This window comes from Streptococcus pseudopneumoniae (genome assembly GCF_001072665.1).
GTDB lineage: Bacteria > Bacillota > Bacilli > Lactobacillales > Streptococcaceae > Streptococcus > Streptococcus pseudopneumoniae_S.
Genome location: NZ_JVJI01000128.1, coordinates 1 through 15,941, shown reverse-complemented (window position 1 = coordinate 15,941; position 15,941 = coordinate 1). Strand labels below are relative to the sequence as shown.

General features: G+C 39.9%; 13 protein-coding genes, 2 pseudogenes and 1 other annotated feature. Of the genes and pseudogenes, 14 read left to right on the top strand and 1 reads right to left on the bottom strand.

The annotated features are described in order from the left end of the window. Positions 1–142 precede the first annotated feature (142 nt). From ADH52_RS09215 to ADH52_RS09155, 13 genes and pseudogenes are all read left to right on the top strand, one after another. Complete coding sequence (locus ADH52_RS09215) at positions 143–1,186, top strand: D-alanine--D-alanine ligase (RefSeq protein ID WP_049487340.1); 1,044 nt, start codon at positions 143–145, stop codon at positions 1,184–1,186. Positions 1,187–1,270: 84 nt separating this feature from the next. After that, the gene (locus ADH52_RS09210) at positions 1,271–2,641 is read left to right on the top strand and encodes a UDP-N-acetylmuramoyl-tripeptide--D-alanyl-D-alanine ligase (protein WP_049511015.1); all 1,371 of its coding nucleotides are present in this window, start codon (positions 1,271–1,273) and stop codon (positions 2,639–2,641) included. Next, positions 2,631–3,242 (top strand): NUDIX hydrolase N-terminal domain-containing protein, encoded by a 612-nt coding sequence (locus tag ADH52_RS09205; RefSeq protein ID WP_049487342.1) that lies wholly within the window; start codon positions 2,631–2,633, stop codon positions 3,240–3,242. The genes ADH52_RS09210 and ADH52_RS09205 overlap by 11 nt, the downstream gene beginning before the upstream one ends. 90 nt (positions 3,243–3,332) lie before the next feature. Next, positions 3,333–4,037, top strand: a complete 705-nt coding sequence (locus ADH52_RS09200) for a TIGR02206 family membrane protein (RefSeq protein ID WP_049487343.1) — start codon at positions 3,333–3,335, stop codon at positions 4,035–4,037. Between the two features lie 213 nt (positions 4,038–4,250). Then, positions 4,251–5,630, top strand: a complete 1,380-nt coding sequence (gene ftsA, locus ADH52_RS09195) for a cell division protein FtsA (protein ID WP_033688313.1) — start codon at positions 4,251–4,253, stop codon at positions 5,628–5,630. A gap of 17 nt (positions 5,631–5,647) precedes the next feature. Further along, the gene (gene ftsZ / locus ADH52_RS09190) at positions 5,648–6,904 is read left to right on the top strand and encodes a cell division protein FtsZ (protein WP_049511014.1); all 1,257 of its coding nucleotides are present in this window, start codon (positions 5,648–5,650) and stop codon (positions 6,902–6,904) included. Positions 6,905–6,908: 4 nt separating this feature from the next. After that, positions 6,909–7,580, top strand: a complete 672-nt coding sequence (locus tag ADH52_RS09185) for a YggS family pyridoxal phosphate-dependent enzyme (protein ID WP_049511013.1) — start codon at positions 6,909–6,911, stop codon at positions 7,578–7,580. Positions 7,581–7,589: 9 nt separating this feature from the next. Further along, positions 7,590–8,123 carry a cell division protein SepF gene (locus ADH52_RS09180; RefSeq protein ID WP_049487344.1) on the top strand — a complete coding sequence of 178 codons (534 nt, stop codon included), beginning with the start codon at positions 7,590–7,592 and terminating at the stop codon, positions 8,121–8,123. Beyond that, the gene (locus ADH52_RS09175) at positions 8,123–8,386 is read left to right on the top strand and encodes a YggT family protein (RefSeq protein WP_049511012.1); all 264 of its coding nucleotides are present in this window, start codon (positions 8,123–8,125) and stop codon (positions 8,384–8,386) included. Before ADH52_RS09180 ends, ADH52_RS09175 begins: the two co-directional genes overlap by 1 nt. Further along, positions 8,383–9,169: pseudogene (locus ADH52_RS09170) on the top strand (RNA-binding protein). The gene ADH52_RS09175 and the pseudogene ADH52_RS09170 overlap by 4 nt, the downstream one beginning before the upstream one ends. Before the next feature lie 8 nt (positions 9,170–9,177). Continuing rightward, positions 9,178–9,963: a DivIVA domain-containing protein gene (locus tag ADH52_RS09165; RefSeq protein WP_042750728.1), complete on the top strand. Its 786-nt coding sequence runs from the start codon at positions 9,178–9,180 to the stop codon at positions 9,961–9,963. Beyond that, positions 9,964–10,175 (top strand) — a binding site (T-box leader). 45 nt (positions 10,176–10,220) lie between these two features. Then, positions 10,221–13,013, top strand: coding sequence for an isoleucine--tRNA ligase (ileS, locus tag ADH52_RS09160; RefSeq protein ID WP_049511011.1), 2,793 nt, complete (start codon positions 10,221–10,223; stop codon positions 13,011–13,013). A 111-nt stretch (positions 13,014–13,124) separates the two neighbouring features. Next, positions 13,125–13,493 (top strand): hypothetical protein, encoded by a 369-nt coding sequence (locus ADH52_RS09155; protein WP_004263686.1) that lies wholly within the window; start codon positions 13,125–13,127, stop codon positions 13,491–13,493. 78 nt (positions 13,494–13,571) lie between these two features. Here ADH52_RS09155 and ADH52_RS11145 read toward each other — a convergent pair. Then, positions 13,572–13,753: pseudogene (locus tag ADH52_RS11145) on the bottom strand (transposase); the annotation flags it as partial. A 533-nt stretch (positions 13,754–14,286) separates the two neighbouring features. Here ADH52_RS11145 and ADH52_RS09150 point away from each other — a divergent pair. After that, positions 14,287–15,941: G5 domain-containing protein (locus ADH52_RS09150; protein WP_049511010.1), on the top strand; the 1,655-nt coding region annotated here is incomplete at its 3' end.

The following is a 15,941-nucleotide window of genomic DNA, read 5'->3' as shown; positions in this document are numbered from 1 at the left end:
AAGCAGCACGCTTTGAAGCTCAAGTGGTGGATAGGTAAAATTTTAGCTCTCAAATGAGGGCTTTTTGAGATACAAGTTTCAAAAAAGAAGCAAATATGATATACTAAAGAACGAGTATTCTATTAGAATTGGAACAAGTAATATGAAACAAACGATTATTCTTTTATACGGTGGGCGTAGTGCAGAGCGTGAAGTCTCTGTTCTTTCAGCTGAAAGTGTCATGCGTGCGGTCAACTACGATCGTTTTACAGTCAAGACTTTTTTCATCAGCCAGTCAGGTGACTTTATTAAAACGCAAGAATTTAGCCAGACTCCAGGTCAAGAGGATCGTCTTATGACCAATGAAACCATTGATTGGGATAAGCAAGTTGCACCAAGTGCTATCTACGAAGAGGGAGCAGTGGTCTTTCCAGTCCTTCACGGTCCGATGGGAGAAGATGGCTCAGTTCAAGGATTCTTGGAAGTTTTGAAAATGCCTTATGTTGGTTGCAACATCTTGTCATCTAGTCTTGCCATGGATAAAATCACGACCAAGCGTGTCTTAGAATCTGTCGGGATTACCCAAGTTCCTTATGTGGCCATTGTCGAAGGTGATGATGTGACTGCTAAAATTGCCGAAGTTGAAGAAAAATTGACTTATCCAGTCTTCACAAAACCATCAAACATGGGTTCAAGTGTCGGTATTTCCAAATCTGAAAACCAAGAAGAACTCCGTCAAGCTTTGAAACTTGCCTTCCAATATGACAGCCGTGTCTTGGTAGAGCAAGGGGTAAATGCTCGTGAAATCGAGGTTGGTCTCTTGGGCAACTACGATGTCAAGAGTACGCTACCAGGAGAAGTAGTCAAGGATGTTGACTTTTATGACTACGATGCCAAGTATATTGACAACAAGATTACCATGGATATCCCAGCCAAAATCAGTGATGATGTGGTAGCTGTCATGCGTCAAAATGCAGAAACTGCCTTCCGTGCCATTGGTGGCCTCGGTCTCTCTCGTTGCGATTTCTTCTATACAGACAAGGGAGAGATTTTCCTAAACGAGCTTAATACCATGCCAGGTTTTACCCAGTGGTCTATGTACCCACTACTTTGGGACAATATGGGAATCAGCTATCCAGACTTAATCGAGCGATTGGTTGATCTTGCCAAGGAAACTTTTGACAAGCGCGAAGCGCATTTGCTATAAAAATGAAAGAGGGGGTAGGAGCCAGAACCATCACTGCAAGGTGACTAGAGTTCTCGAGTTTCGACCCTTTTTAAAGGAGTAGAAATGAAATTAACAATTCATGAAGTGGCTCAAGTTGTAGGAGCTAAAAATGATATCAGCCTCTTTGAGGACACCCAGTTAGAAAAAGCTGAGTTTGATAGTCGTTTGATTGCTGCAGGGGATTTGTTTGTGCCCCTCAAAGGTGCTCGTGACGGTCATGACTTTATCGAAACAGCCTTTGAAAATGGTGCCGCAGTAACCTTGTCTGAGAAAGAAATCGCAAATCATCCCTACATTTTAGTAGCTGATGTTTTGACGGCCTTTCAAACCCTAGCTGCCTACTATCTTGAAAAAACAGGAGTTGATGTCTTTGCTGTTACAGGTTCAAATGGCAAGACAACGACCAAAGATATGTTAGCGCACTTGCTATCAACAACCTACAAGACCTACAAAACACAAGGCAATTATAATAACGAGATTGGCCTTCCCTACACAGTTCTCCACATGCCTGAAGGAACAGAAAAGTTGGTCTTGGAGATGGGACAGGATCACTTGGGAGATATTCATCTCTTGTCAGAATTGGCTCGTCCAAAAACAGCCATCGTGACCTTGGTTGGAGAAGCCCATTTGGCCTTTTTCAAAGACCGTTCTGAGATTGCTAAAGGAAAAATGCAAATTGCTGATGGCATGGCACCTGGTTCCTTGCTTTTAGTACCAGCAGATCCGATTGTAGAGGACTTCTTGCCTACTGATAAAAAGGTGATTCGTTTTGGCTCAGGAGCAGAGTTAGAAATTACCGACTTGGTAGAACGTAAGGATAGTCTGACCTTTAAGGCTAATTTCTTGGAACAAGCTCTCGATTTGCCAGTGACTGGTAAGTACAATGCCACTAATGCCATGATTGCGTCTTATGTTGCCCTACAAGAAGGGGTTTCAGAGGAGCAAATTCATAAGGCTTTCCAAAATCTTGAATTGACGCGTAACCGTACCGAATGGAAGAAAGCAGCCAATGGTGCAGATATTCTATCAGATGTGTATAATGCCAATCCAACTGCTATGAAGTTGATTTTAGAGACTTTTTCGGCTATTCCAGCCAACGAAGGTGGCAAAAAAATCGCTGTCTTGGCGGACATGAAGGAACTCGGTGACCAGTCTGTTCAGCTCCATAACCAGATGATTTTGAGCCTCTCACCAGATGTGCTTGATACTGTTATTTTATATGGAGAAGACATTGCTGAATTAGCCCAATTGGCTAGTCAAATGTTCCCAATCGGTCACGTTTACTACTTCAAGAAAACAGAAGATCAAGACCAATTTGAAGACCTAGTTAAGCAGGTCAAGGAAAGTCTAGGAGCTAATGACCAAATCTTGCTCAAAGGCTCTAACTCTATGAACCTAGCCAAGTTGGTAGAAAGTTTAGAAAATGAATGCTAGTGATTTTGCCAAGTATCTTCAAAGAATGATTGCCCTTACAGATACTGGATTAACCTTTACAAAAGATCCTTTCGACCGTGAGCGCTACGAAGACTTGCGAGGCCTTTTATCTGAAATGTTGAATCAGGCATCAGACCTTGATGCCGAAGAAGTGGCAGAAGTCTTGAAGCCAACTTCTGCTTATGCGACTCCGTTAATGGACGTCCGTGCTTGGATTGTTGAGGACGAAAAGATTTGTCTGGTTAGGGGACAAGGAGAGAATGATTGGGCTTTGCCAGGTGGCTTTGGTGAAGTCGGCTATTCTCCAACAGAAAATATTCTCAAGGAAATTGAAGAAGAAACCGGTTTTGAAGCTAAAGTAGAAAGACTACTAGCTGTTTTTGATACAAATCGTTTCCAACTACAGAGCAAGCAATATGCAAAGTTTGTTTTTGAATGTAAGCTTCTTGATGGACAATTCCAAGAAAATCAAGAAATTGCTGACCTTCAATTTTTTGCTATTGACCAACTGCCGAACTTATCTGAAAAACGCATTACCAAGGAGCAAATAGAGATTCTTTGGCAGGTTTATCAAGGTCAGAGGGAGCAATATCTTGACTAAGAAGATGATTATCGTATTTCTAAATCCATTTTTGACAAATAGCATGGTATAATAAAATGCAGGAAAATTTTGAATCATGAGGAAGACTAGATGAATTTATGGGATATTTTCTTTACGACCCAGGCAACCGAGCCACCTAAATTTGACCTTTTTTGGTATGTTAGCCTATTTACGCTCTTAGCCTTAACATTTTTTACAGCCTATCGCTATCGTGAAAAGAAGGCTTATCAACGATTTTTCCAAATCTTGCAGGCAGTTCAGTTAATCCTTCTTTATGGATGGTACGGGGTTAATCATATGCCGTTGTCAGAAAGCTTACCCTTTTACCATTGCCGTATGGCTATGTTTGTGGTGCTTTTGCTTCCTGGTCAGTCCAAATATCGGCAGTATTTTGCATTACTAGGAACATTTGGGACATTAGCAGCCTTTGTTTATCCAGTGCCAGATCCTTATCCATTCCCGCATATTGCGATTTTATCCTTTATCTTTGGCCACTTAGCTCTCTTGGGGAACTCTCTAGTTTATCTATTGAGACAGTATAACGCGCGATTGCTGGATGTGAAGGGAATTTTTCTCATGACCTTTGCTCTAAATGCCTTAATTTTTGTGGTCAATTTAGTAACAGGTGGAGATTACGGATTCTTGACAAAACCACCATTGGTTGGAGACCATGGCTTAGTAGCTAATTATTTGATTGTTTCTATAGCCTTGTCTGCTGCAATAACTTTGACTAAGAAAATCTTGGAGCTATTTTTAGAACAAGAAGCAGAAAAAATGATTGCAAAGAAAGCTTAGAAATGAGCTTTCTTTTTTCATAAATCTAATTTTTTATAACTTGTTTGGAAAATACAAAAATATGATGAGCGAATGTAAAAAAATGGTAAGTAAATTTAGGAAAAACTAAGCACGATTGGATTTTTTGTGTTATAATATTCTGTGAATAGCTATGCCCTATTTTAGCTATATTGAATAGAAGTTTGAAACTTGGAAGAGAGAGGATGCGATGTAATGGCTAGAGATGGTTTTTTTACAGGCTTAGATATCGGAACTAATTCGATTAAAGTACTGGTTGCCGAGCTTAGAAATGGTGAACTTAATGTAATTGGTGTAAGTAATGCCAAGAGTAAAGGTGTAAAGGATGGGATTATCGTTGATATTGAAGCAGCAGCAACTGCTATCAAGTCAGCTATTTCCCAAGCAGAAGAGAAAGCTGGCATTTCAATCAAATCAGTGAATGTTGGCTTGCCTGGAAATCTTTTGCAGGTAGAACCAACTCAAGGAATGATTCCAGTTACATCTGATACAAAAGAAATTACAGATCAAGATGTTGAAAATGTTGTTAAATCAGCCTTGACAAAGAGTATGACACCAGATCGTGAAGTCATTACGTTTATTCCAGAAGAATTTATCGTAGATGGTTTCCAAGGTATTCGTGACCCACGTGGTATGATGGGGGTTCGTCTTGAAATGCGTGGTTTACTTTACACAGGTCCACGTACTATTCTTCACAATTTACGCAAGACAGTTGAGCGCTCAGGTGTTCAGGTTGAAAATATTATTATTTCACCATTGGCTTTGGTTCGTTCAGTCTTGAACGAAGGAGAGCGTGAATTTGGAGCTACTGTGATTGATATGGGAGCAGGTCAAACAACTGTTGCTACAATCCGTAATCAAGAACTCCAGTTTACAAATATTCTTCAAGAAGGTGGAGATTATGTCACAAAAGATATCTCTAAAGTCTTGAAGACTTCACAAAAACTAGCTGAAGGATTGAAATTGAACTATGGTGAAGCCTACCCTTCACTTGCAAGCAATGAAACCTTCCAAGTTGAAGTGATTGGTGAAGTAGAGCCTGTAGAAGTTACAGAAAGCTACCTAGCAGAGATTATTTCAGCTCGCATTAAACACATTTTTGAACAAATCAAACAAGAGTTGGAAAGAAGACATTTGTTGGATCTTCCAGGTGGGATTGTTCTGATTGGTGGAAATGCTATTTTACCAGGTATTGTAGAACTTGCACAGGAAGTATTTGGCGTTGGTGTCAAACTTTACGTTCCAAATCAAGTTGGAATCCGTAATCCTGCCTTCGCTCATGTGATTAGCTTGTCTGAATTTGCTGGTCAATTGACTGAGGTGCATTTATTAGCACAACGAGCAGTTAAGGGTGAGGATACTTTGCGTCACCAACCAATTAATTTTGGTGGGATGATTCAACGTGTTACGCAGGTAGCACAACCGACCCCTATTCAACCAGTTCAAAATACTGAGGTAGAGCAGTCAGCTTCTACGAACGTAGTTGCTCCGAAAGAAGATAAAGTATCTTCTCAAAATAAACCAAAAATCGCAGATCGTTTCCGTGGCTTAATCGGAAGCATGTTTGATGAATAAAAGAGGAAAAATAAACTATGACATTTTCATTTGATACAGCGGCTGCTCAAGGTGCAGTGATTAAAGTAATCGGTGTTGGTGGAGGTGGCGGTAACGCCATTAACCGCATGGTTGACGAAGGTGTTGCAGGCGTAGAATTTATCGCAGCAAACACAGATGTACAAGCTTTGAGTAGTACAAAAGCTGAGACTGTAATTCAGTTAGGCCCTAAATTGACTCGTGGTTTGGGTGCTGGCGGTCGACCTGAAGTTGGTCAAAAGGCTGCTGAAGAAAGCGAAGAAGCCTTGACTCAAGCTATTACTGGAGCAGATATGGTCTTCATTACTGCAGGTATGGGAGGTGGCTCAGGTACTGGTGCAGCTCCTGTTATTGCCCGCATTGCTAAAGATCTAGGTGCTCTTACAGTTGGTGTTGTGACACGTCCTTTCGGTTTCGAAGGAAGCAAACGTGGTCAGTACGCTGTAGAAGGAATCAATCAACTTCGTGAGCATGTAGATACTCTATTGATTATTTCAAACAACAACTTGCTTGAAATTGTTGATAAGAAAACGCCACTTCTTGAAGCTCTTAGCGAAGCAGATAACGTACTTCGCCAAGGTGTTCAAGGAATTACGGACTTGATCACAAATCCTGGTTTGATTAACCTTGACTTTGCCGATGTGAAAACAGTTATGGCAAATAAAGGAAACGCCCTAATGGGTATCGGTATCGGTAGTGGTGAAGAACGTGTGGTAGAAGCAGCTCGTAAGGCAATCTACTCACCACTTCTTGAAACAACTATTGACGGTGCCGAGGATGTCATCGTCAACGTTACTGGTGGACTTGACTTGACTTTGATTGAAGCAGAAGAAGCTTCAGAAATCGTCAACCAAGCGGCTGGTCAAGGAGTGAACATCTGGCTCGGAACATCTATCGATGAAAACATGAAAGATGAAATTCGTGTTACAGTCGTTGCAACTGGTGTTCGTCAAGATCGTGTGGAAAAAGTTGTGGGCCATGCACCAAGACAAGCTGTCCGTCATGAACAAGTAAGTCCTAGTCATGCACATAATCATAATCGTCAGTTTGATATGGCTGAAACTGCAGAAATTCCAAGTCCAGCACCTCGCCGTACAGAAACTTCTCAAACTTCAGCATTTGGTGATTGGGATTTGCGTCGTGAGACAATTGTTCGTCCGACTGATTCAGTTGTATCACCAGTTGAACGTTTCGAAGCGCCATCTTTACACGATGAGGATGAATTAGACACTCCTCCATTCTTCAAAAATCGTTAAGTACATGAATTTGAAAGAAAATACAGAACGTGTTTTTCAACAAATAAAAGATGCAAGTCAGCAGTCAGGAAGAGAAGTCAATTCTGTTTCGGTTGTTGCTGTTACAAAATATGTAGACGTACCGACAGCGGAGGCTTTGCTTCCGCTAGGTGTGCATCATATTGGTGAAAATCGTGTAGATAAATTTCTTGAGAAATATGAAGCTTTAAAAGATAGAAATATTACCTGGCATTTGATTGGAACCTTGCAAAGACGCAAGGTCAAAGATGTCATTCAGTATGTTGATTATTTCCACGCTTTGGATTCATTAAAGCTAGCAGAGGAAATTCAAAAAAGAAGTGACCGAGTTGTTAAGTGTTTCTTACAAGTAAATATCTCAAGGGAAGAGAGCAAACATGGTTTTTCAAGGGAAGAACTATTGGAGCTCTTACCAGAATTGGCCACCTTAGATAAAATTGAATATGTCGGCTTGATGACCATGGCTCCTTTTGAAGCTAGTAGTGATGAGTTGAAAGAAATTTTTAAAGCTACGCAGGATTTGCAACTAGAAATTAGAGAAAAACAAATTCCCAATATGCCAATGACGGACTTGAGTATGGGTATGAGTCGTGACTACAAGGAAGCGATTGAATTTGGCTCAACATTTGTCAGAATTGGTACAGCATTTTTTAAATAGGAAAGAAATATGTCTTTAAAAGATAGATTTGATAAATTTATAGATTATTTTACAGAAGATGGAGAAGATGTTAGTACTGCATATCAGCCTAAAGCTGAAGAGCCGATTGTGACTCCAGTCCCTTCTGTTCAAGAGTTGCCTCAACAAGCTGCTAGCACGCCATCTAAAGATAAAAACATCACTCGTCTTCATGCCCGTCAACAAGAGTTGGCTATGCAAAGTCAACGTTCTACTGATAAGGTGACAATTGATGTTCGTTATCCACGTAAATACGAAGATGCCACAGATATTGTTGATTTATTAGCTGGTAACGAAAGTATTTTGATTGATTTCCAATATATGACAGAAGTTCAAGCTCGTCGTTGTTTGGACTATCTGGATGGTGCGCGCCACGTTTTAGCTGGTAACATGAAAAAGGTAGCATCTACTATGTACCTGCTGACACCAGTTGATGTTGTTGTCAATATTGAAGATATCAAAATTCCAGATGAATCACAAAATGGTGAATTTGGCTTTGATATGAAACGTACGAGAGTAAGATAATGATCTTTCTCATTCGTTTTGTTCAAAATGCAGTGGATATCTATTCACTGATTTTAATCGTGTTTGCTCTGATGTCTTGGTTTCCCAATGCTTATGAATCACGTCTTGGACGCTTGATTATTAGTTTAGTGAAACCGATAGTAGCTCCCTTGCAACGTTTACCCCTCCAGATTGCAGGTTTTGACTTGTCTGTCTGGATTGCGGTATTACTAGTTCACTTCCTAGGGGAACAGTTGATTCGACTTTTAGTGATTTTTCTATGAACAAGATAATTTATCAACACTTTTCTAAGAATGATTCGTCTTTTATTGATAAGGGAGTAGAATGGATAAAAAAGGTAGAAGATTCTTATTCTCCTTTTTTAACACCCTTTGTAAATCCCCATCAAGAAAAGATTTTAAAGGTGCTAGCATCAACCAACGGCATCTCCTACATGAGCAGTCGGCAGTTTCTTGAAACTGAATATGTACGAGTTCTCCTGTATCCTGATTATTTTGAGCCAGAATTCACTGATTTTGAACTTTCCTTGCAAGAAATTGTCTACCCTAATAAGTTTGAACGCTTAACGCATGCAAAAATATTAGGGACTGTTTTAAACAAGCTGGGAATTGATAGGAAGCTATTTGGTGATATCTTAGTCAACGAAGAGAGGGCACAGATTATCATTAATCGACAGTTTATGCTCCTTTTTCAAGACGGCATTACGAAAATTGCTCGGTTACCGGTTCGTCTAGAAGAACGGAATTTTGCTGAGAAAATTGCTACAGTAGAAAATTATCAAGAATTAGATATTTGTATCGCTAGTTCTAGATTAGATGGTTTTCTAGCAGGTGTCTTCAAGCTATCTAGAAATCAGGCAAGTCAGTTAATTGAAAAACAGGCAGTCCAAGTTAATTACCATTTAGTTGAAAAATCAGATTATGCAGTTCAAGTTGGTGATTTGATTAGTGTGAGGAAATTTGGTCGATTGAAACTTGTTAGAGATAATGGGCAAACAAAAAAAAGATAAAAAGAAATTAACGGTCCAATTATTATTAAGTAAGTGAGGAATAATATGCCAATTACATCATTAGAAATTAAAGATAAAACCTTTGGTACAAGATTTAGAGGTTTTGATCCAGAAGAAGTTGAAGAATTTCTTGAAATTGTTGTTCGTGATTATGAAGATTTAGTTCGAAGCAATCATGATAAAGAGTTGCATATCAAGAGCTTGGAAGAACGTTTGTCTTACTTTGATGAGATGAAAGATTCTTTGAGTCAATCAGTATTGATTGCTCAAGATACGGCAGAGCGTGTGAAACAAGCTGCTCAAGATCGTTCTAATAATATTATCCAACAGGCAGAGCAAGATGCCCAACGTTTGCTTGAAGAAGCAAAATATAAGGCTAATGAGATCTTGCGTCAAGCTACTGATAATGCTAAGAAAGTTGCTGTTGAGACTGAAGAATTGAAGAACAAGAGCCGTGTCTTCCACCAACGTCTCAAATCTACAATTGAGAGTCAGTTAGCAATTGTTGAATCATCAGATTGGGAAGATATTCTGCGCCCAACAGCTACCTATCTTCAGACAAGTGATGAAGCATTTAAAGAAGTTGTTGGTGAAGTTCTTGGTGAATCGGTATATTCACAACCAGAAGAAGAACCAATCGATATGACTCGTCAATTTACACCTGAAGAAATGGCTGAGTTACAAGCTCGAATTGAGGCTGGTAATAGAGAATTAGCTGAATTTGAAGCTCAACAAGATCATTATGTAGAAGAACATTTAGAGCCAGTTGAAGTCGAAGGCCCTTCATCGAATGAGGAAGATACAAATAAAGAATCTGTCCTAATCTTATAATGAATAGTGATATGTGAGAACAATATTTTATCCTTATATTTCCAGCGAGCAGGAGATGGTGTGAGTCCTGCATTCCCTAATGATAAGATTATCCTCTCAAAAACTCAAGTCTGAAGTTAGTAGGATTTGACGTTTCCCACGTTACGGGATAAGAGGGAGAAAGACTAAATCTTTTTCCGAATAAAGGTGGTACCACGATTTTCGTCCTTTTTGGCAGTCGTGGTTTTTAATTTGTTATTATTTATAAAGGAGATACCATGAAACTCAAAGATACCCTTAACCTTGGGAAAACAGCTTTCCCAATGCGTGCAGGACTTCCTACCAAAGAGCCAGTTTGGCAAAAGGAATGGGAAGATGCAAAACTTTACCAACGTCGTCAAGAATTGAACCAAGGAAAACCTCATTTCACCTTGCATGATGGCCCTCCATACGCGAACGGAAATATCCACGTTGGACACGCTATGAACAAGATTTCAAAAGATATCATTGTTCGTTCAAAATCAATGTCAGGATTTTATGCTCCTTATATTCCAGGTTGGGATACTCATGGTCTGCCAATCGAGCAAGTTTTGGCAAAACAAGGTATCAAACGTAAAGAAATGGACTTGGTTGAGTACTTGAAACTTTGTCGTGAATATGCTCTTTCTCAAGTAGATAAACAACGTGAAGATTTTAAACGTTTGGGGGTTTCTGGTGACTGGGAAAATCCATATGTGACTTTGACTCCTGACTATGAGGCAGCCCAAATCCGTGTATTTGGTGAGATGGCTAATAAAGGTTATATCTACCGTGGTGCCAAGCCAGTTTACTGGTCTTGGTCATCTGAGTCGGCTCTTGCTGAAGCGGAGATTGAATACCATGACTTGGTTTCAACTTCCCTTTACTATGCCAATAAGGTAAAAGATGGCAAAGGCGTTCTAGATACAGATACCTACATCGTTGTCTGGACAACTACTCCATTCACCATCACAGCTTCTCGTGGTTTGACTGTTGGTGCAGATATTGATTACGTTTTGGTTCAACCTGCTGGTGAAGCTCGTAAGTTTGTGGTTGCTGCAGAATTGTTGACTAGCTTGTCTGAGAAATTTGGCTGGGTTGATGTTCAAGTTTTAGCAACTTACCGTGGTCAAGAATTGAACCACATTGTAACCGAACACCCATGGGATACAGCCGTAGATGAGTTGGTGATCCTTGGTGACCACGTTACGACTGACTCTGGTACTGGTATTGTCCATACAGCCCCTGGTTTTGGTGAGGATGACTACAATGTCGGTATTGCTAATGGTCTTGAAGTCGCAGTGACTGTTGACGAACGTGGTATCATGATGGCTAATGCTGGTCCTGAGTTTGAAGGTCAATTCTATGAAAAGGTAGTTCCAACTGTTATCGAGAAACTTGGTAACCTCCTTCTTGCCCAAGAAGAAATCTCTCACTCATACCCATTTGACTGGCGTACTAAGAAACCAATCATCTGGCGTGCAGTACCACAATGGTTTGCCTCAGTTTCTAAATTCCGTCAAGAAATCTTGGATGAAATTGAAAAGGTTAAGTTCCACTCAGAATGGGGTAAAGTCCGTCTTTACAATATGATTCGTGACCGTGGCGACTGGGTTATCTCTCGTCAACGTGCTTGGGGTGTTCCACTTCCTATCTTCTACGCTGAAGACGGTACAGCTATTATGACTGCTGAAACTATTGAACACGTGGCTCAACTCTTTGAGGAACATGGTTCAAGCATTTGGTGGGAACGTGATGCTAAAGACCTCTTACCAGAAGGATTTACTCATCCAGGTTCACCAAATGGTGAGTTCAAAAAAGAAACAGATATCATGGACGTTTGGTTTGACTCAGGTTCATCATGGAATGGAGTTGTAGTAAACCGTCCTGAGTTGACTTACCCAGCAGACCTTTACCTGGAAGGTTCTGACCAATACCGTGGTTGGTTCAACTCATCACTCATCACATCTGTTGCCAACCATGGCGTAGCACCTTACAAGCAAATCTTGTCACAAGGTTTTGCCCTTGATGGTAAAGGTGAGAAGATGTCTAAATCTCTTGGAAATACCATTGCCCCAAGTGATGTTGAAAAACAATTTGGTGCAGAAATCTTGCGTCTTTGGGTAACAAGTGTAGACTCAAGCAACGACGTGCGTATCTCTATGGATATCTTGAGCCAAGTCTCTGAAACTTACCGTAAGATCCGTAACACTCTTCGTTTCTTGATTGCCAATACTTCTGACTTTAACCCAGCTCAAGATTCAGTAGCTTATGAAGAACTACGTTCAGTTGATAAGTACATGACTATTCGCTTTAACCAGCTTGTTAAGACCATTCGTGATGCTTATGCAAACTTTGAATTCTTGACAATCTATAAGGCCTTGGTGAACTTTATCAACGTTGACCTGTCAGCCTTCTACCTTGATTTTGCCAAAGATGTTGTTTATATCGAAGGTGCAAAATCACTGGAACGCCGTCAAATGCAGACTGTCTTCTATGACATTCTTGTGAAAATCACCAAACTCTTGACACCAATTCTTCCTCATACAGCAGAGGAAATCTGGTCATACCTTGAGTTTGAAACAGAAGACTTCGTTCAATTGTCAGAATTGCCAGAAGCACAAACTTTTGCTAACCAAGAAGAAATCTTGGATACATGGGCTGCCTTCATGGACTTCCGTGGACAAGCTCAAAAAGCCTTGGAAGAAGCGCGTAATGCCAAAGTTATCGGTAAATCACTTGAAGCACACTTGACAGTTTATCCAAACGAAGTGGTGAAAACTCTACTCGAAGCAGTAAACAGTAATGTAGCTCAACTTTTGATCGTGTCTGAATTGACCATCGCAGAAGGACCAGCTCCAGAAGCTGCTGTTAGCTTCGAAGATGTGGCCTTCACAGTAGAACGCGCTGCAGGTGATGTATGTGACCGTTGCCGTCGTATCGACCCAACGACAGCAGAACGAAGCTACCACGCAGTCATCTGTGACCACTGTGCAAGCATCGTAGAAGAAAACTTTGCGGACGCAGTCGCAGAAGGATTTGAAGAGAAATAATCGAATTATAGATTAAAAAAGTTTTCTGTGTGTGTATTTTAGTTTGATATAAAAGATAATATTAAACAAAATTAATGTATAATATTAATTTTTAATGAAAAGGAAATATTGATGAAAAAGAAAACACTTGCTCAATTAGATGGTATCATTGGTTTAGTTACAGGAACTATCCTAACCATTTTGCCAATTATTATAATTATGATTGCCTCTATATTTGATGATGAAGAAGTTGTTGGTGTCATCTTAGGAATTATTTTTATTATTTTTAGTTTAGTAAAAATTGGAATTTTAATTCTAGGTATTCTCTCACTAATATACTATAAAGATGATAATAGAATTTCTATTGCACCCTCAGTCTTATTAATTGTTGGCTCTGCACTTGCATTGGTTCCATTCTTAGGATGGATAGGGGGAATCGTCATTATTGTTGGTGCTTCATTATTTTTAGGAAGCCTCAAAAAATTTAAAGTTGAACTATAAATAGAGTTTTTGTCAACTAGAGTAAATGGAGAAACTCTAAAATTGGTTCTTTGTCAGTAGTAGTGGATTAAAGAAAAGCTAAGATAGAGAAAGGACAAATTTCGTCCTTTCTTTTTTGATGTTCAGAGCGATAAAAATCGTTTTTTGAAGTTTTCAAAGTTTCGAAAACCAAAGGAATTTCGTTTGATAAGTTTGATGAGATTATTGGTCGCTTCTGATTTGGAGTTAGAATAGGGTAATTGAAGAGCGTTGACGATTTTTCAATGATTTCATGATTGATGAAAGTTACTATTTTAGTTTTAAGAATTGTGGCTATTGTGTATTTCAAGGGCGATGAGCGTGTGACTCCTGCACTGTCTGTATTGTTTATCGTAGGTAGTTCTGTTGGATTAATCCCATTCGTGGACTAGATAGGAGAAATTATGACAATTATTGGCAATTCCTATACTTTGAAATTTTGAAAAAATTTGAAATTGAAGAATCATATCTTTCGAATTGAGATGGGACGAATTGACTATTTGTTAGAAATACTTATTACAGTATGAAGACGGTTAGCCTTATTTTTTTGTTACCAATTGACGGAAAATCTTACAGGATAAATAAGCTATTTCATTCGTAAAATCTAAAGCATTTATTTGAGACAAGGAACTCTTTTTATAGTATAATGATGGTTGTAGATTAAATATATCAAAATATATATAGAAGTATTTTTGTTTCTTGTAAGTTTATCATAGTGAGGAAGCAAAATGCTTCTTCTATTTTGAAAGGGATAAAATAATAGAGAGGATATAGAATGAAAAAGTTTTTTGGAGAGAAGCAGCATCGTTTTTCCTTACGAAAGTTAGCGATTGGTCTTGTGTCTGCTTCAATTTCTAGTTTATTTTTTGTGTCTATTGCTAGCGGTGGGACCGTATTTGCTCAAGAAAATGTATCTGTTCACTACAAATACGTGACGGATACAGAACTGAGTAGTCATGAGAAGGACTTGATTGTAAAGGATTTTCCTAATATTGCTGAAGATAGTGAGAGTACCTATTATCTAGTCTACCGTATGGATGAGAAAGCCCAACTAGGTCAGTTGCCTAATACCGGTGAGCACAATAATCTGGTTACCGTCCTTACTGGTGGAGCCCTCGCTTCGATTGGACTCCTCATTTTTGCTGTTTCGAGAAAGAAAGGCAATAAGAAAGCATTGTTGAAGGTTGTTTTGATAACAGGCGTGGGGAGCGGTTTGGTCTCTTCGGTTCAGGCTATTGAAAATCAGCTTTTGCTACAATACAATCAAGAATATCAATTATCCCAAGGAGATAGTCTGCCTCTGCCAAGAGTCCTGTCAGGTTATACCTATCTAGGCTATATTAAGCAAGACAAGAAAATTAATCAGTTAGAAACTGTTGCTAGAGATCAGAAACTAGACGATACGGTTCACCCTCATTTCCAGTCCAATGAAGGTGGGCAAAATGTAAGAGATGAGCGGAAAAATCCGTCTCCAACAAGCCCTGCTGACAAGCCAATCCCTTCTAAAGATTCACCCAATCAAAAGCCGTCTGGTATTGCTAGTGTGGATCCTCATGACGAAGTCTTGGCTGGTCGTTTAAATAAACCAGAGCTCTTATACAAAGATCAAGAGATTGAAACCAAGCTAGACTTTGCTGAAGTGGTTCAAGAGAATCCAGATTTAATTGAGGGAACCATTCGTGTCAAACAAGAAGGTCGTGCTGGGAAGAAGATTGAACTTATTCGCATCTTCACTGTTGAAAATCAAGAAATTTCCCGAGAAGTTCTCTCGACTAAGGTAGAAGAAGCCTTACCACGTATAGTAGAGAAGGGGACTAAGAAGGCAGTTGCTCCGAGTGAAGCACCCCAGTCTGCAAGAAAAGGTGAGCCAGAGACCCATGCTTCCTTACCAGAATATAAAGGTGAGCAATCTGGAGCTGTTGTAGCCCCTGAGAAAACTGATAAACCAGCCTATACAGGAACTCAGTCTGGAGCAATAGTCGAACCCGAGAAAGTAGCTCCACAACCAGAGTACAAGGGAACTCAAGCTGGTGCGATTGTTGAACCTGAAAAGCAGGAACCAGAGGTTGGAGGTGCTCAATCAGGGGCTTTGGTAGAACCAGAAACGGCTGATAAACCATCCTATACAGGCACTCAGTCTGGAGCAATAGTCGAACCCGAGAAAGTAGCTCCGCTACCTGAATATCAGGGAACTCAAGCTGGTGCTATCGTCGAACCAGAGACCCATGCTTCCTTACCAGAATATAAAGGTGAGCAATCTGGTGCAATAGTTGCCCCTGAGACAACTGAAAAACCAGAATATACAGGCATTCAATCTGGAGCCATCGTCGAACCAGAAACGGCTGATAAGCCATCCTATACAGGTATCCAGTCCGGAGCGGTTGTTGAACCAGAGCAAGTGGCTCCACAACCAGAGTACAAGGGAACTCA